16 protein-coding genes are annotated in these 17,764 nt (G+C 57.0%); all 16 read right to left on the bottom strand.

Annotated elements, in window-relative coordinates; all coding sequences use genetic code 11:
* Nucleotides 1-127: 127 nt before the first annotated feature.
* The gene (locus ACA046_RS19355; protein WP_497674739.1) at nucleotides 128-2,218 is read right to left on the bottom strand and encodes a YjbH domain-containing protein; all 2,091 of its coding nucleotides are present in this window, start codon (nucleotides 2,216-2,218) and stop codon (nucleotides 128-130) included.
* Nucleotides 2,215-2,982, bottom strand: coding sequence for a capsule biosynthesis GfcC family protein (locus ACA046_RS19360; protein WP_497674740.1), 768 nt, complete (start codon nucleotides 2,980-2,982; stop codon nucleotides 2,215-2,217). The genes ACA046_RS19355 and ACA046_RS19360 overlap by 4 nt, the downstream gene beginning before the upstream one ends.
* Entirely contained in the window at nucleotides 2,979-3,638 is a 660-nt protein-coding gene (locus tag ACA046_RS19365) for a YjbF family lipoprotein (RefSeq protein ID WP_497674741.1), read from the bottom strand. Before ACA046_RS19365 ends, ACA046_RS19360 begins: the two co-directional genes overlap by 4 nt.
* Nucleotides 3,639-3,652: 14 nt before the next feature.
* Entirely contained in the window at nucleotides 3,653-4,765 is a 1,113-nt protein-coding gene (locus ACA046_RS19370) for a polysaccharide biosynthesis/export family protein (protein WP_076017031.1), read from the bottom strand.
* 86 nt (nucleotides 4,766-4,851) lie between these two features.
* Complete coding sequence (locus tag ACA046_RS19375; RefSeq protein ID WP_497674742.1) at nucleotides 4,852-5,136, bottom strand: hypothetical protein; 285 nt, start codon at nucleotides 5,134-5,136, stop codon at nucleotides 4,852-4,854.
* A gap of 180 nt (nucleotides 5,137-5,316) precedes the next feature.
* Nucleotides 5,317-6,660: a UDP-glucose dehydrogenase family protein gene (locus tag ACA046_RS19380; protein WP_459021668.1), complete on the bottom strand. Its 1,344-nt coding sequence runs from the start codon at nucleotides 6,658-6,660 to the stop codon at nucleotides 5,317-5,319.
* A gap of 12 nt (nucleotides 6,661-6,672) precedes the next feature.
* Entirely contained in the window at nucleotides 6,673-8,100 is a 1,428-nt protein-coding gene (locus tag ACA046_RS19385; RefSeq protein WP_497674743.1) for a mannose-1-phosphate guanylyltransferase/mannose-6-phosphate isomerase, read from the bottom strand.
* Between the two features lie 54 nt (nucleotides 8,101-8,154).
* Nucleotides 8,155-8,631 carry a glycosyltransferase gene (locus ACA046_RS19390; protein ID WP_497674744.1) on the bottom strand — a complete coding sequence of 159 codons (477 nt, stop codon included), beginning with the start codon at nucleotides 8,629-8,631 and terminating at the stop codon, nucleotides 8,155-8,157.
* Nucleotides 8,632-9,030 (bottom strand): polysaccharide biosynthesis protein, encoded by a 399-nt coding sequence (locus ACA046_RS19395; protein WP_497674745.1) that lies wholly within the window; start codon nucleotides 9,028-9,030, stop codon nucleotides 8,632-8,634.
* Between the two features lie 92 nt (nucleotides 9,031-9,122).
* On the bottom strand, nucleotides 9,123-10,085 hold the full coding sequence (locus ACA046_RS19400) for a glycosyltransferase family protein (protein WP_459029335.1): 963 nt from the start codon (nucleotides 10,083-10,085) through the stop codon (nucleotides 9,123-9,125).
* A gap of 51 nt (nucleotides 10,086-10,136) precedes the next feature.
* Nucleotides 10,137-10,679, bottom strand: a complete 543-nt coding sequence (locus ACA046_RS19405) for an acyltransferase (protein ID WP_076017024.1) — start codon at nucleotides 10,677-10,679, stop codon at nucleotides 10,137-10,139.
* On the bottom strand, nucleotides 10,680-11,525 hold the full coding sequence (locus ACA046_RS19410) for a polysaccharide lyase (RefSeq protein ID WP_459021676.1): 846 nt from the start codon (nucleotides 11,523-11,525) through the stop codon (nucleotides 10,680-10,682).
* Between the two features lie 18 nt (nucleotides 11,526-11,543).
* Nucleotides 11,544-12,695 carry a polysaccharide pyruvyl transferase family protein gene (locus ACA046_RS19415; protein WP_497674746.1) on the bottom strand — a complete coding sequence of 384 codons (1,152 nt, stop codon included), beginning with the start codon at nucleotides 12,693-12,695 and terminating at the stop codon, nucleotides 11,544-11,546.
* Entirely contained in the window at nucleotides 12,692-14,152 is a 1,461-nt protein-coding gene (locus tag ACA046_RS19420) for an oligosaccharide flippase family protein (protein ID WP_459021680.1), read from the bottom strand. Before ACA046_RS19420 ends, ACA046_RS19415 begins: the two co-directional genes overlap by 4 nt.
* Nucleotides 14,149-15,420, bottom strand: a complete 1,272-nt coding sequence (locus ACA046_RS19425) for a DUF6369 family protein (RefSeq protein WP_497674747.1) — start codon at nucleotides 15,418-15,420, stop codon at nucleotides 14,149-14,151. Before ACA046_RS19425 ends, ACA046_RS19420 begins: the two co-directional genes overlap by 4 nt.
* A gap of 105 nt (nucleotides 15,421-15,525) precedes the next feature.
* On the bottom strand, nucleotides 15,526-17,754 hold the full coding sequence (locus tag ACA046_RS19430) for a polysaccharide biosynthesis tyrosine autokinase (RefSeq protein ID WP_497674748.1): 2,229 nt from the start codon (nucleotides 17,752-17,754) through the stop codon (nucleotides 15,526-15,528).
* Nucleotides 17,755-17,764: the final 10 nt, after the last annotated feature.

Raw genomic sequence — 17,764 nt, forward strand, 5'->3', positions numbered from 1 at the left:
CAGAAAGGAATATCAGGGAAGTGTCGCGCGCCGGCATTGCACCTGGCGCCTTACTGCTGCGGCCTGTTCACTGCCCGGCGCATTCAGCACCGGGCAGTGAGTTACCTTGTCGGCAGATGCCGCTACATCACTCGGTGATCTTCTCGAAGTTGTTGTAGAACAGCTCGCTGTCACGCCCGTCGGTCATGGTTTGCAGTGAGTACGCGCGGTTCAGGCGTGCGCCGCCATCCCGGGTCAGGGGTGCCCATACCACGTTGGCGCGACGCATGGTCGAGGTGCTCATCAGCTCGTCGAACGGGACGGAAATGTAGATGCCCTTGTCGAAGCTGCCCTCGCCGTATTCTTCCTTCGAGGCAGTGGTCAGCGTGACCCAGCCACCAAATTTCACGCCGTTCTTGAACTGCCGCGAGATGTCGACCGTGGTGCCCCAGTCCCGCGCCAGATAACGCCCCACACTGACGGCGGCCAAGGTGTCATACGGCAACTCCGTATAGCTGGTGACATGCCCGGTGATGGTCTGGTAATCCCGCAGGCCGAAGCCCTGATTGAAATCACGCTGGCGCACGAAGTTCAGGTCCGCTCCCACCGACCAGTGTTTGCCAGCCGGCCGGAACAGCATCTCGCCGCCAACCCCGGCGTACATCGACTCCAGGTAACCACCGTAGACCATGCCATACAGGTCGCGATCCAGCCGCGCCGCATGGTTGAACTGGAACGTCGGCATCGTCACATCGGACGTCGTCATGTATTGGCGCAGGTCGGTGCGCACCCGTGGCAAGCCGCTTGGCGCGTCGTAGGTGAACTTGTCGTAGTTGTTCAGCAGGTTGGCGCTGACCAAGCCGCTCCACCAGGTGTTGCGGGTAAAACGGTACTCTGCGTCGGCGTCGGCGGTGAACTGATAGAGCAACCCGTCGGGGCCGCCGATGTTCTGTTTATAACCCAGGCCGAGCCCGTAGCTGAACGGCTGACGCTTACCGGTGTAGAGCGTGGTTTCCCGGTGGGCAATCGCCGGGTTGACCTCGGTGCTACGGTGCAGGTCCTTCAACGGCTGATCGTTGTTGACCACCGCGCGGAACGTGTCGCGAGGCACGCTGGTTTCTTCGATGGGCATGTCATAGCGCTTATTCACCAGGGTGAACCAATCGATATCCTGATTGACGCTGTTGTCGAGAATCCGGCTGGCGCGCCCCACGGCCTTGGCTGAATAGAAGTAGCGTTGTTGCTCGCCATACACCATCAGCTCGGAACCGCGCTGTGCAATGCGTTCCACTTTGTAGCCGGCATTCTGTTGCAAACGATCGGATACATTGGCCCAGTTAACCTGGTCGGCCGGGGTCGTCGGCATGCGCGTCGGCAACGGTTCGGCGGGAGGGTCGTAGGTCTTCACCGGCGCCTTGCGGCTGACAAAGTTGGTGTGCAGGGTGATGCCAAACATCGCGGTATTCCCGCGCTCCCAGGCCGCGCTCAGATCGACGCTGTCGGCCAGCTTGTAGACCACGCCGATATTCACCGGCGAGTCCTGCTTGATCGGGTTGTCCAACGGCTCGTGCTTGTAGTCGTTGCCTTCGTATTCGAGCTTCAGGCTCAGGGGTTCCCAGGGCGTTTGATAGGCAATCCCGCCAAACAACGAAGGGCGCCCCCTGAAGTAGGCGTTGGAGTTCACATCCCCTGCCCTGGCGACAACCGCAGTGCTCTTTGGCCGGTCGTTGAACTTGCTGCCGAACACCGACAGCGGGTTACCGAAATCGCCCCGATTACCCAGGTAGCCCCACGCGATACCGAGGCTGAAATCCAGGTTGCCATAACGCTTGTTGGCGACGAAATATTCGCTGGAAAACAAGCCTGTACCCCCGATATCCCGGGCACCGAAGGCCAGTTGGGGCGCCCAGTGGCTTTCTTCCCAGAGCCGCGCCTTGAAGTCGATGGCCTTGTCTTTGAAGCTCTGGCTTCCGCTCAACGCCTCGGCGCCGTACTTGCGGTTGCTGATGGCGGTGTAACGAAACGAGCCCTCCAGCCAGTCGAACGGCTGCAAGGAAAAACTGTAGCGCGAGTAGGGATCGGTGCGGTTGGCGTTGGCGCTCAACTCACCCACCGGGGCCATGCGTGCGGTGGGGCTCTGGAGCAGGCCCACGCCGCCAAAATCATTTTGGGTGTAGCGCGGTTCTCCGTGAACCAGTCCGCAGGGCAAGAGCAATACCACAGCAAAACGTAAATTCAAGGGTTCACCTCAGCCAACGGTTGAGTGGCAAAAAACTCGGCCAGTTGTTGGTTGAGATCAGGGGTCGGCGTCTCAAGGTCATCGCTGCGCACCGGCACCAGGATCCGGCTGCCGGGCGCGGCCACGACGCCCTCCTCCCGATTCCACGCCGCCACACCCACCCGTCGCACCTGGCCGTCGGGCTGGATCAGCCACAGGTCATCACGCTCGGCATCGCCGAGGATGGTGCAGTCGCGAACATAATCCTGGACCTCCCGCATCGCGCGGTACGGCACATCACAGGCCTGCGAAACGGCCCCGAGCACTTCCACGGTGGACGGCCTTTCGGGGTAAACAAGCTGGTCACCGTCATCGAGCAATGCGTTGCGCGCGAAGCCCGCCTCCACGGCGATGGGGTCCAGCAGCGCCACCTGGCGGCCGGTGACCGGCAACTGCTCGACCTGCCGATACAGACGCGCACTCAAGTCCGCTAGCGTGTGCCGGTCATCCAGCAAGGCTCCGCGTTGCAGCAGTTTCAGATCGAACAAAACCCCTGCCTTCAAACGCGCCTGCTGATCCATCAACGACTGGTGCAACCACGCGGCGCCCAACCAGTAGCTTTCGGCATTCGGTTGCGCCACGCGAATAACGTCCTGCAAGCGCGCCCCTGGTTTTACGTCGTAGGTGCCGGGGCTGCGTACATCGCCACTGACCGTGACAGCTGCCTGGCCGGCGCCGGGGCCGATCAACAACAGGCCCAGCCATAAAAGATTCAAACGCTTCACCGGGCAACCTCCCGATCGGGACGCAACTGCACGATTTTCAGGGACAACCGGGGCGTCAGATGCTGCTCGCTGCGCAGGATGAAACCATCCTGCGGGTCGACCCAATAATGGTTGGTGGCGTGGAAATTCAAGGTGGGAACATCCACCTGCTCGTCGATGCGCAGCAAGGCATGATCCTTGTCCAGAATGCGGAGGGTCTCGATGTCGTGGGTGCTGAAACGGCTGTTGACCGCGACCCCGATTCGGTTGCCGTCGTAGACGTCGATCCAGCGTGTGCTGGTGTAGCCATCGGGCAGGTGCTGGAGGCCGCGCTTGAACGGTGACTCGCCACTGAAGCGAGTGCCATCCAGGGAAACACCCAGCCCGACCGTGCGTACCACCAGGCCGTCACGCATCATCACCACTTGCTTGCCCGAAGCGACCCAGAATTCCAGGTCGCCCCGGCGGCGTGCCATGGCCATCACCCCCTCGCTGACGGCAGTAGTGACCAGGATCTGCGGGTACGGCACGGCGTCGACCTGGGCGCGGGTCACGTTGATCGGGGCCGGGCCGCTGACGGAGGATTCGAGGGTGTACCAGGACGCCCTCATCAACGGGTTACACCCGCACAACAAGAGCGCCATCGACAGACAGGCGCAGGTAGGCAAAATTTTCACGACGGGATTGAGCCTTATCTGCTGTTGGCTTCGCTGAGGTCATTAAACGATCGTGCACCGAGCCCAATGGCACTGGCGGTCGGCAGCAACTGGCTGATCAGGCGGTTCCAGCGCGTCACGCCGGCCGGCCCGACGTACACGATGTCTTGGGGCTGCAAGTCGAACCGGGTGGCCAGCACCAACGAGGACGGTGATTGGGCATCGAGCTGGAACACCTTGGCCGGCTCGGCTTCCAGGTTGTCCACGCCGCGAATCACGTAGACCGCATTGCCATTGGAGGTGGTCTGGTTCAAGCCACCCACCGTGCCCAAGGCATCGGTCAGGTTGATCGACTTGCCCTTGAAACTCAGCGCCCGGGGCTGATTGACTTCGCCCATGAGGTAGACCCGTTTTTGGTCGTTATAAGGCAAATACAACCGGTCGCCGCCCTTGAGGTAGATGCCCTGCAGTTGCGAGCCCTGGCGATTCAGGCTGTCCAGGTCCAGCGTGTATTCACGGCCGTCACGGGTGAGTGTCAGGCCCGACAGGTCGGCATTCGTCGGGTCGATGCCGGCGGCGCCAATGGCTTCAACGGCACTCAATGGCGTGGTAGTGATCGGCTGTTGGCCGGCTTTGATCACCGCACCGGTCACCACCACGGTCTGGCTGGCAAAACGCAGGACGCTGACGTCGACCTGAGGGCTTTCAATAAACTGCGACAAGCGCCCGGCGATGAACGCACGCAACTCTTCGATGGTTTTACCGGCCACCGGAACGTTGCCGATATACGGATAAAACAGCGTGCCGTCGGGGCGAACCAAGCGACCGTTGGCGTCGATCTGCTGTTGCGGCCCGGACGGTGCCGTCAACTCGGGGTGATCCCAGACCGTGATAAACAACAGGTCATTGGCGCCTACCCGATAGCCACCCGGAACATACGCCAGCAACTCAGAAGGTACCGATTCACGAACGTGCGTGGCGGCATCCATGGCAATCAACTTGGGCGTGATTGGAATCAACTCCACCCGGGTACTTTCGGGAGAGCCTTCACTGGACATTTGACTGGTGTCCATGTGTTGACCAGGCGAAAACATGCAGCCGTGCAAGCTGATACTTGCCAGCAAAAGAACAGGTAACCTAGAAATCATAATGGCACTACGCTAGTCGAGGACGAGTCTAAAAAAGATCACCCAGAAAGTTCTGAGTGATCTTGTACAACAGGGTTTACGAGGGATTAGTTGGTACCGGTAGTACCGCCTGTGCCGGTGGTACCGCCGGTGCCGGCAGTACCGCCGTTGGAACTGCCACCCGAGTTGGAAGCGGCTGCCGCAGCGCCGACAACCGCCGTGCCGACCCCAACCCCTTCACCGAGCGTCACGCCGCCCAAGAGCGGGGCGCTCAACGACAGGGACTCACCTGCGCCGGCAGCCTCGCTTACCGCAGCGCCGGCGACTTCACCCGCCGCCATTGCCGCAGTACTTGTGAAAGCCAGCAAGCCGGCCAACAGTAATTTCCTCATATCAGACTCCTTCTCGATATTTACCCCTTATCAAAACTTTGCAATAAGGGAGTAGTGATGGAACGGAGATAAACAGGCCATGAAAACTGCACAAAGATCCAGTGGGATCACGCACTTAGCCTCCTCGAAATCATCTCACTTGTGGGTAGCTCAAACCACCAATGTTAATAATCGTCAGGTTTAAACAACTGGCCGTACCGACAAGCCGCGACCAATACCGTAATAGTCGAAACCATTGGCTTTCATACGCTGCGGATCGAATATATTGCGGCCATCAAAGATCACTGGCGTGCTCAGTTTCTCTTTAATCAAGTCCAGGTCCGGGGCTTTGAACTCGCGCCACTCCGTCACAATCACCAACGCATCGGCACCTTGCAGCGCGGCTTCCTTGGTCCCCATGAGCAGCAGGTCTTCGTTCATGCCGTAAATGCGCTGGGTCTCGGCCATTGCTTCCGGGTCGAAGGCTTGAACCCTGGCGCCCACGCTGCGCAATTGTTCGATCAGCACGCGGCTGGAGGCTTCGCGCATGTCGTCGGTATTGGGTTTGAAGGCCAGGCCCCAGATCGCAAAGGTCTTGCCTTCCAGTTGCCCGCCAAAGTGATGGTGGATATGCCCGAACAGGTGCTGCTTCTGGCGCTTGTTGACCTCCTCGACGGCCGACAGAAGCGTTGCCTGATAGCCGATCGACGACGCGGTACGCTCCAGCGCCTGTACGTCTTTCGGGAAGCACGAGCCGCCATAACCGCAGCCAGGGTAGATAAAGTCGTAGCCAATCCGTGGGTCAGAGCCAATACCCTTACGAACGGCCTCAATGTCTGCGCCCAATCGTTCGGCGAAGTTGGCCATTTCATTCATGAAGGAAATCTTGGTGGCCAGCAGGCAGTTGGCCGCGTACTTGGTCAGCTCGGCACTGCGGATGTCCATCGTGATGATTTTTTCGTGGTTGCGGTTGAAGGGTTCATACAGTTCCCGCATGCGGTCCACTGCGTAGCTGCTGTCACTGCCGATGATGATTCGGTCGGGGCGAGTACAGTCGGCGACTGCCGAACCTTCCTTCAGGAACTCCGGGTTCGAGATGACGTGAAATTCCACCTCAAGCCCCCGAGACGCCAACACCTCGGACACCTTCGCCCGGACTTTATCCGCCGTCCCCACCGGTACCGTGGACTTGTTCACGATAATCTTCGGCTCGGTCATGTTGAGCGCGATGGTCGCGGCAACGGAGAGCACGTACTTGATGTCGGCGCTGCCATCGTCATCCGGCGGCGTGCCCACGGCGATGAATTGCACCTCACCGTGACGCACGCCTTGCGCGGCGTCGGTGGTGAAATGCAAGCGGCCGGCATCATGGTTCTTTTGCACGAGGGCACTCAGCCCGGGCTCATAGATCGGAATAATCCCGCTCTTGAGGTTCTCGACTTTGGTGGCGTCGATGTCGACGCAGCAGACTTCATGCCCCGCATCAGCCAGCACCGCCGCTTGCACCAGGCCCACATAGCCGATTCCAAATACAGTTACGTTCATTTCAATATTCCTTTAAACAAGCTCGAGGCGGCCATAGCGGTCTTCAAAGCGGATGATGTCGTCTTCGCCCAGGTAGGAGCCGGACTGGACTTCAATCAGCTCCAGCGGGATGCGTCCCGGGTTTTCCAGGGAGTGCACGACGCCAATGGGGATGTAGGTGGATTGGTTCTCGGTGAGCAGCACCTGCTTGTCGGCGATTTGCACATTCGCCGTGCCGGACACCACGATCCAGTGCTCGGCCCGATGGTGGTGGAGCTGCACCGACAGCTTGTGCCCCGGCTTGACCGTGATCCGCTTCACCTGGTAGCGATACCCCTGGTCCACCGAGTCATATTTGCCCCACGGCCGATAGACTACGCGGTGACTGGCGCTCTCGATCCGGTGGTTTTTTGTGAGCTGGGTGACGATTTTCTTGACGTCTTGCGCATGGTCCTTGGTGGTCACCAAGATCGCGTCGGCGGTCTCGACCACCACCACATCGCTGATCCCGGCAACGGTGACCAGGCGGTGGCTGGCGTGCACATAACTGTTAGTCACGTCTTGCAGCAGCACGTCACCTTGGGTGCAGTTCTGGTGTTCATCCTTGAGGCCCGCTTCCCACACGGAATCCCAGGCACCCAAGTCGCTCCAGGGGGAGTTGAGGATGACCACCGACGCGATGTCGGTTTTTTCCATCACCGCGTAGTCAATCGACACGTTGGGCGCGTTCACGAAATCCACCTGGTTGAGCCGGGTGAAATCCTGGTCGTAGGCCGCATTGGAGAGGGACAGCTCTGCGGCTACCATGATCTCCGGGCTCAAGCGCTCGAGCTCAGCCTTCATCACGGAAGCGCGGAACATGAACATGCCGCTGTTCCAGAAGTAGTTGCCTTGGGCCAGGTAGCTTTGTGCGGTCTCAAGGTCGGGCTTTTCGACAAAGGCCTCGACATGTGCGGCGCCGTCGAGCGCAGCGGTTTGAGTACGGATGTACCCGTAGCCGGTCTCGGGCTTGGTGGGTACCACGCCGAAGGTGACGATCTTGCCCTTGTTGACCTCCACCGTGGCCAGCGTCAAGGCTGCATTAAAGGCACTGGTATCGCCGATCACATGGTCTGCCGCCAACACCAGCAGGATCGGATCATCGCCGTCTTGCAGGGCTGACAACGTCGCGGCGGCAATCGCCGGAGCGGTATTCCGGGCGGTGGGTTCCAGGAGAATTTTCTGGGGTATCAAGTCCAGCGATCGACTTTGCTCGGCCACGATGAAACGGTGTTCTTCGTTGCACACAATGATCGGAGGGCTGACGTTCTCGCCCTCTATCGACAGGTTCTTGATGCGGTCCAACGTGGCTTGAAACAAACTCAAGTCACCGTGCAGCGCTATAAACTGCTTTGGCTTAAGCGCTCTAGAAAGCGGCCACAGGCGCGTGCCTGAGCCGCCAGACAATATCACTGGGATCATAGCGATTACTCGATGATTAAACGTAATTGGAGCGTGTCGACCAACAGCCGAAACTCAGGACGTGAATGACTTCACATAACTGATCAAGCGGTCTCTTTCGGTAAAGTCCAATGGACTTTCCGAACTGCTGTAGTTAAGTGCCGAATCAATCGCCGAAAAGAAGCCGTCTTTATCGTGGGCAATAAACACCGACGGAAGGTCTGAAAAGTTCTCGGCGGTGTCGAACTGATGATTATTGATATGTTCACCTCGCCGACTGTCGCGCGGGACGATAACGATGGGTTTTCCCAACTCAAGGGAGCGAATGATATTGCCCATGCCCGCATGGGAAACGATCACTTTCGAAGCATTGAAGTTCTTGGAAAACAGCGGCTCGGCGATGGTCTTGTACGCCGTAATGCGGCCCAGGTCATTTTCGTTATTGCCCACCTGGGCCACAATCGGAACCTGCGGGTTTGCATGACTCCACTCATGCAAGTAGCCGAGCATTCTTTCAAAGGGTGCTTGAGTGCCAACGCTGCAAAATATCATTTATACAATCCTCCCTTTATATTGGGCGCGGCTGTTTTGCGAAAGCGAGGGCCACTGGGTCAGTAACTCATCGACAAAATAAACAGCGATGCGGCCGGACAACGAGAGTTTCTTGGGATTGGCGATGCTGTCGATCCACAGGGTCTTTTTCCCCATGAGTTTTCCCGCCACCAATCCCAGCAACCCTGGAGCGGCGCCGGTGGAGATCACGTACTTGGCCTTGCTGCGGTAGACGATCGCAAAGATCTGGCAAAAGCCCTTGATGATCTTCATCGGCTCACTGCGATTAAAGTCCGGGACTTTCGCAAAGGCATGGGCTGGATACTGCGAGCCAATGCTGATATCCACGGTGGCGATGGTAACTTTCTGACCGTCGAAGGCCGGCAGCAACTTGCTCATTTGCACCCAGTGCCCACCTCCAGAACAAATCAATAAAACATCACTTGATTGACTCATGACGGTTCCCTTCCTGTCAGGTGTAATAGACATCATTAAATAGTGGCGGCAGTTCTTAACAGTTGTGCCTGGCCTTTCCAGCGGGTAATTCGCTTGGCTTTGAGCAAGGCTGATTTCTCTTTATAGATTTCTTGATTGGCGATGAGCTGCGCTACGCCGGCCTTTATGGACAGCGGGTTCAGGGTGTCCACGAACACTGCGGCTTCGGAAAACAGCGAGCGCAGTACCGTGGTATTCGAGAGCGCCATCGGCCGGCCGGCGCTGACCGCTTCATTGGCCACGCTCAACTGGACGTTGTCGCGGGTGGTCAGGCCGAGCACCACATTCGCGTTGCACAGCAGCTGTTCGAACGTCGCTTTGCTGAGAAAGCCGGTCAGCTTGATGTTCGCGGGCAGTGACGCCACGAGTTCTTCGGACAACTTGCCCTGGTGCTTGCCGGTGATCAGAAAGTCCACCCCCGGCATTTCCCGGGCGGCGTTGATCACGATTTCTATCGGCTCATCGATATCAAAGGAACACGGAAACAGCACATAGGGCGTCTCGCGCTCAGTGGCGGCCGCCGCCGGGAAATCACACGGCAAGTCTTCCAGGATAAAAATATTGGTTTCCTTGACGCCAAGGCTTGCCAACTCTTCTTTGACCTTAAAGTTATGCACGACCACTGCATCGATTCTGTTCAACAGTGAAACGGTGCCCGGAAAGCCTATCCACTGTTTGCGCAACAAGCTGTTGTGGGCATCGGCAATAATCTTCAGGCGCCGGTTAAATATAAACTTGTAGGCCAGTGCTATATGCAATACAGGGCTCGGTGGCAACTGCACCCACAGCACTTCAGGCGAACCGGCCAACAGCGTCTTGATGGTTTTGAACGATTTGATCAAGTAGTCCAGTGGCCGTGCCGACTTCTTCTTGAACCGGTTGGGCAGATGCAGAATGTCATACGCCCAATATTGCTTCATGGTATCGGCGCGTCGTTGATAGCCAATCCATGCGATCATTAATGATTTCACGTCAGAGTCCTGCATAAATAGAGGGGGCAAGTGGAGTGCTTACACTGCAAACCAAATCGGAAAGTCGGCGCGGTACAGAATATTTTTATTCCTGTAGCGAAGATGTTTGGCCGGGTTGCCGCCCACAATCGAGTACGCTTCAACGTTGCGAGTGACCACACTGCCTGGATAAACCACGGCGCCTTTTCCGATGGTGACGCCTGGCATCACCATCACATTGGGAAAGATCCATGCGTTGTCTTCGATCACTACGGGTTTGCCCACCAGGCAACTCATCGGGTCATCGATATCGTGACCCAAGGTATAAATCCGGGCGTTGTGGGAAATATTGACGTTATCCCCAATCTGGATACCCGCCCTGTTGTCCAGGTAGCAGTCGTAATTGACCGTGCAGTTTTTCCCGATGGAGAAGTTGCCGAAGGTGAAAAAAACCACCTTGCGGTGAACCGTGGTTTTTGCGCCCACCCGGCATCCGGTCAGCCTGAGCAGTGAACGCCTCAGGTTGAAAAACAACGCCAGGCTGAGCAGCGAATTAAACAGCGCAACAGCGGCCTTCTTGATATTCAGTTTCAGGTTTTTCACTTAGTCACCCTGCCCTGATGGATCAGTCACGCGCTGGGAACTCATCACAAAATTCCTGAAGCGGATATTGGTGCTGACCGGCGTGGCGAAAGACGGGTTATTCCCACCAAAGAACGTAGAAAACAGCAGGCCATCAATGGTGATGTCCGGCGTGTCTCTGAACGTCAATCCGGTTTCGGAGTGCACCAGTTTTTTGTCGTACCAGATGGAAATCACACCGTCGGCCTGCCCCGGTGTATTCAACTTCACCAGTTGCTCCAATGTGTGCCACCGCCCGACAGTAAAGATCCAGGAACCCAGGCCTACTGCCGTGCCCCAGGTTTTGCTGGTGGGCAAATAGGCATAGATCGCACCGGTGCCCTTCTCTTTCCAGATGTAGCGCGTGGAAAAGCCATCATGGCCGTTGGGTATTTTCCCGCCGGTATTGCCGGTGCCACCGTAGAGGCCCGGGAGCTTGCCGCCTTTTACAAAGTTGAAATTCTTGTCGAACTTCAACTCGTACGTCAGCACCAGGCATTCCCTGCCCGGTTGCGGGAGCGCGGATTTGAATTCGATTCCGCCGTAGGGCAAACCCAACCGCACCATCGAGCCCGGGTCGTACGAGCCGGCGGGAAAATGCACGGCGATGTCCTTGATTTTTTGGCTGTAGGCCTTGTTCGTTAAATTGGCGCGGCCCTTGATGCTGTTTGGCGCCTGAGCACCGTCGAGCACCTGCGACACATCAGGAAGTGACGGATAGATGTTTTTGATGCGTTGCTCGCAGCGGTCGCTTACCTCTGTTGCGCCGCTCGCGGCCACCTGCAGAGAGAACGCCAAAGTGAGTAGCGTCGAGGCTGTCTTTTTCACGTCGGTTGCCCCTGCACTTTATTTTTCATCTACCCATTTCAAAAAGTCGTCGACGGCTTTTTGCGCAATGGAGGATCGCTGGGAGATTTCTTGCTTGAGGTGCTCGGCCATTTGCGCTTTCGATTGGCGGAATTCGCTGATGGTGCTCATGATCACGGCGGGGTCCGGGACGCTGACCAATTTCGTGCCGTGCGGCAGCATTTCATGGACTTTTTTCAGCTTGTTTTCGATTTCAACGGCGATGGTTGGGAAACCCAGGGAGGCTGGCAACAACACACCATGGGCCCGCGCACTGATGATCACGTCGGACTCAACGATCAGTTTCGCCATGAAGGTTTCAGGCGTATCGCCGGCGGCGTCCCAGCACAACCACTCGAAGGTGTCGTACTTGTCGATCAGGTGCTGGTCACGCTCTTTGTAGAGCGAGACCAGGCGTACCTGCTCGCCACGTTTGGCCAACTCATCAGCGGCCTGGACCATCGCCTTGATGAACTGTTGCCCGTTCGCGTCGTGGGGCCAGTCGCGCAGGATAAAGGACAGGTATTTGCCCTTCTTGAGGCTGCCGATTTCCAAGTCTTTGCTGGAGATCCACAGATCGGAAAGCAGGCTGGGGTCGGTGTACACCTCCACGTCTTTCTTTCCAAAGGTATTGCAATGCTGCTGGCTGGTACCGTCCCGCACGGAAATGTAGTCACAGCGATTGATCACGCTGACGGCACGGGTCAACAGCTTGCCGCCGCCATCAAACGGGCCCAGGCCGATACAGAACGCCGCCAGACGCCGGTGGAAATAGATCCTGTCGACACCGCCACGCAGCCCGACATACAGGCGTAACAGCGTGGACTTCAGGTCGGTTTGAGCCTTGATGCTCTTGTAGACCTTCGCCAATCGCCCGGTGGTGGCGGTGACTTCTTTGGCCGGCGGGATGAACGAGAAGAACTGGCCGCCGCCGCCCAACACCACCAGGTCAGCCTTGACCGGTTCCTTGATATGCAGCCACTTGATGCGCGGGTTGAAGTTCCTGGCGATCTCCGGATGATCGACACCCACCGCAATATCCGATTCTTTAAAGCGCTTTTTCAGAATATTGATAACGCATAGCATTAATACGTCATCACCCAAATTACCAGGACCGTATGCACCCCGGATATAAACTTTACTGACATTCATGCTGGGCTTCCATTTTCCACGGGGTCATTAAACACGGTATTCAAGGCAAACGTTGTTGCGAGAATGTAGATAAATATCATCGCCATAATCATCAATCGATACAGCACACTTTCGACGTAGGCGCTTGATATGAAACTGATAAAAGGCAATGTCCACAGGATCAGGATCCTGGGAGATATAAGCAGTTCCAAAGGCAGTATTTTCTTATAAACAAAATAAGGCAGGCCCAGTAGGAAGTGGATGAACTGCGAACCAATGAACGCCTTGGCAATTCCGATTGCGCCCTGCTCCCTGAGCCATAACGCGCCGGCGATAAACAGCAGGCCCCATAGAATGTTACTCATGACGCTGAACCAGGCCAGGTTCATCACGATCATCTTTCTTGAGATGCCGGACTTGAATGCACTGAGCAAAGATCCGAGGATGACCAGCACCAACGTGACTTCAAAATCCCGCCCGAGGAAACTGCTGCCATAGAGTTTTGCCAGCAACTCGGGGAACATGATCACCGGCTGTATGATCACCAGCACCACTAACCAGCCTGACAGAAAGTTCAAGGCGTCCAGTTTGCGGTTTTTACCACCCAGCGCTGCAGCCAGCATCGGAACCAGTACGGAGCCCAACACCACGGAGACATGTGAAAAGATCGCATTCCATTGCATGGCGGCGGCGTACATGCCTAACGCCGCAAGGCCGTTAGTTGTTTCTGCCAACAACTTGTTGGCGAACCAGTTCATTGGGGCGACCATCAAGCCCGTCAGCAATACCGGCAGGCCCACCGACAACACGGCATGCTTTTCAGTCATCGCACCTGTGAAGCTCAGGGTGGTGTTCCGGGCCTTGAGTATTTTCCAGCAAGCCAGTGCGCTGAAAAACACGATCAGCAATTGGGAACCGGCCAACCCCAGCAGCGCGCCGTTGAGTCTGAACTTGACCGTGAGGAAGTACGTCGCCGGGATCGCGACAATCGCGATGATTCCGTTGATCGTCGCAATCAACCGGTATTGCCCCCAACCGGTCAGGCAGCCTTGGGTCCACCCCGACAGAATAATGAACGTGATGGTGCTCAATACAATCAGCGACGCCGCGCTCAGGCTGTCTGCGCCCAAAATAACGCTGGAGAAGAAGTGCGGGAAAAACAGCGCTGTCCCGATGATCATCGCGCTGAAAAACACCGAAAATGTCAGTGTCAGGGCGATGCCCCGGCCGGTTTTCTCGGGGCTGCTTTCTTTGAACTGCCCGATATGCTTGGCCGTTGCCGTGGTGGTGGCTTGGGCGGCGACGTTGGCCAGCATCACAATCGCACTTTGGATCAGGCCGTATTCACCAAAGGATTGGGCGCCCAGTACCCGGGCCACTAATATGCCGGTAATGACCACCGACACCTTGGTCGCGACGGCGGATATAAAGCTCCAGGCCGTACTGGAGACGAATTTTTTCAACACTGTGCTGTTCATCCGGCATTCACCTGTAAGGGCGTGGTTATCAGCGGCAGGCTTGGCTTGAGCAGCTTTTTGCGTTGCCTGGCCGTGTGTTCCGCACAGACGCGCAGGACGATGGCGCCATAAGCGATACCGATGGCGTACGGCTGATAAGGCGTGGCCGACACAACGAACATCACGCCCAAAAACACAGCGATCGAGACCGCCACCCGGCTGTTCATGTGCTGGGTAATCGAGGTAATGAACACGTACAACAAGTACAAGCCGATCAGCCCGTACTTCACGAAGTACGTTAAGTAGGCACTGTCGATATTCGAGTTCTTGTCATCGAGGCCACGGTATTCAAACCAGGGAATTTCGAACGGCGTTCCCGCGCCCAATCCGACAAAGTAATGCAGCGGGTTCATGCCCCGGATCAGTTCCAGCGCGGGGCTGAAACGAGTGCCCAGTTGAGCGGCCATGCCTTCAGACGACAAACCGTCATTGATTCGGTCAGCGCCGATCATATTGCTGACGCCGATAAATGCCATCAGCACAACCGCCCCGGCCAGGGCGACCCCGATCATGCGGGCTGGCTTTATATATTGGTGAATGATGATCGCCGCAAACACCGCAACAAAGATGAACCGCGAGTTGGCGATAAACAGACAGATGAAAGAGGTCGCCAGACAAATTCTTGCGAGCTTTTTTCTCTGTTCAAACAGCCGCGGGTCTATGAAGTAATAAATCAGATAAGCCACGGCGGCGTACGTACCGCCATCCAGGTACCGGTAGGCGTTCTCTTCATAGTAGACGTCTTGAAACTTGTACAAGCCCAACCGCAACCAAGCGATATCCAGCACATTGAATGCAGTCATCGCGATCAATAGCAAAAGCACGGTTTGCAGCTTCAAGGTTTTCGCGGCAAGGGTCGCGATGTTCGAGAGCACAATAAACGACAGGATCATTATGAAAGGCCGGACATCCTTCAACAGGTACTTGTTCGAAGACTCCAGCAAGCCGCACGCGAGTAACACCAGATACAGTCCACAGCCAAACAGCAGGCCGCCTGGCGCTGTCAGTTGATTCTTCTGCGAAACCACCTGCCTGACCAGCAGTGCACCCAGCCCACCGACGATGTAAAAGTCAAAAAAGTAGATGCCTTTGAGCGAGATTATTTCGCTGTAGGAGTTACCCGTGGGAATAACAGCCAGCATTATCCCAAACACCACAATTGAGTATTTTGGATTTTTCGCCGCGAGCAAACCCGCTGACAGCGCGATAAGGGATAACAGGTAAAACATGGCTGGGTATTCTTTATGCTGATTTGAATTTGGCACGCTACCGCCCCAGGATTTTTCGTTCATTTCCTGAGAACGTGACCTCTATCCTGCAATTACAGTGGTGAATCAGCTCCGATCAGCCTGGTACTCGTACTGGTAATACCCGTAGTTGCCGTAGCCATATTTGGCCGAGGCCTTCTTTTCAACGCCGTTGAAGATCGCGCCCCTGAGCACGATGCCGTTCTGGGCAAACCGGCGAATGGTGTGCTCGATTTCTTTTGCCGGGTTCAAGCCATAGCGCGTGACGATCAGGTTGGTCCCCGACTGCCGTCCCACAATCGACGCGTCGGTCACGGCCAATAGCGGTGGCGTATCCAGAATCACCAGGTCATAACGTTCGCTGACTTGCGACAACAGTTCGGTCAGGTTGCGATGCATCAGCAACTCCGAAGGATTGGGCGGTATCTGCCCGCGGCTGATGATGTCGAGGTTTTCAATGCCGGTTTTGTGGATCGCGGTTTCAAGGGTGCATTGGTTGGAGAGGATGTCGGAAAGCCCATCCTTGGCCGGCACACCCAGCACTTTGTGCAGGTAGCCACGGCGCATATCCACATCAATCAACAAGACGCGCTGCCCGGTTTGCGCGATGACCGCCGCCAGGTTGACCGAGACGAAAGTCTTGCCTACTTCGGGGCTGGGGCCGGAGATCATGATGCGGTTATTGGGCGCCTCGAGCATCGCGAAGTGCAGGCTGGTGCGCAAACTGCGCAAGGCCTCCACCGCCAGGTCCGTGGGGTGACTGATGGCCAGCAATGAAGACACCGCATCGGTACGTCCACGGCTGCGAGTGATTTTGTCTTCTTCAACTTTTTGCAGCGGGCTGTACGGAATCGACGCATACACCGGCAACCCGAGCTGCTCGATGGCTTCCGGGCTTTCCAGGCCACGGTTCAGCGCCTTGCGCAACAGCACCAACGCCACCGCCAGGAAGCCGCCGAGCAAGGTCGCGATCAACACGATCAGGATCCTTTTCGGCTTGATCGGCTTGAGGTAATTGACGTCTGCAGTGTCGATCAGGCGCACGTTGCCCACGGTGCCCGCGCGCATCACATCCAGTTCCTGGGACTTGTTGAGCAGTTGGGTATAGATAGCCGTGCCGACCTCAACATCCCGGGTCAGGCTCAACAGCTCCTGCTGGGTCGAGGGCAGGCTTTCTACCCGGCTCGCCAGGCTTTGCTGCTTGCTGGTCAACTCGCCGATCTGGGTCAGCAACGCGCGATACGCGGGGTGCTGCCGGGTGAACTTGCGGTCCATCTCGGCCTGCTGCAACTTCAACTCGGAGATGCTGGTGTCGAGCCCCACGATCTGGTCGAGAATCGCCTTGGTTTCAAGGGTGATGTCCACCGACTTGCTGCGGGTCTGGTATTCATTCAAGGCCTTGCCGGCTTTTTCCAGGTCCTTCTTGACCTCCGGCAGTTGCTCCTTGAGAAACGCCAGGCTTTGCGCCGCCTCAGCCGAGGTGCGCTCGACGTTTTGCCGCACGTAAATGGCCGCGATCTGATTGAGGATTTTGATCGCCTGGTCCGGGTCGGTGCTTTCCAGCGCCAGGCCGATCATGCCCGACTCTTTCCCCCGCTCGACCACGTCCAGGTTCTCTTGGTAGTCGAGGATGCTGGTCAGGCGTGCATTGCGGATCACCCGGAAACGCGTGCCGGGTTTGGCGCGCAGTTCTTCAATCTGGAACGCGATGCCATTTTGCTCGATCAGTTGCCCTGCCTCGCCGGCCGCCAGCACTTGGTCATCTTCATCCACCAAGGTGAAATGCGCGTTTTCACCCACGGCCAGGGTCAGCTTCTTGCCCAATTGCCCGTCGGGCAGGTCCAGCTTGAAAATCTTCAGCGACTCGCCGCCCCAGGCGAAACTGTCCAGGCCCAGCAAGGGCTCGGCGATTGCACCGGGGTTAGTCTTCTGGAAGCGACGCGCGAGGAACTCGCCGACCACCGGGAAGTACATCGGCTGTACGACGACATCGAGTTTCAGGTTGTCGACGGTTTTGCCAATTACATAGCGCGACTGGATCAACTCGATCTCGGTGGCCGAAGGCGACTCCTTGCCGAGCATGCCGCCGATGTCCGAGAAACCCAGCAAGTCGTTCTTTTTCGCTTCGACCTGCAACAGGGCATTCGCCTGATAGACCGGGGTCGCCAACACCGCATACGCGGCGCCCGTGAGCATAAAGGCGCCGGTAACCGCGGCGATCAACCATTTGTGGTCGATCAGTGTTCCAAACAGACCGAGGAGATCAATCTCCTCGTTATCGTCTTCCCGTACGGTGACTGCTGGCGCTTGCTGCATAAGTCGGATT

It is taken from the genome of Pseudomonas sp. LBUM1641 (assembly GCF_059716235.1).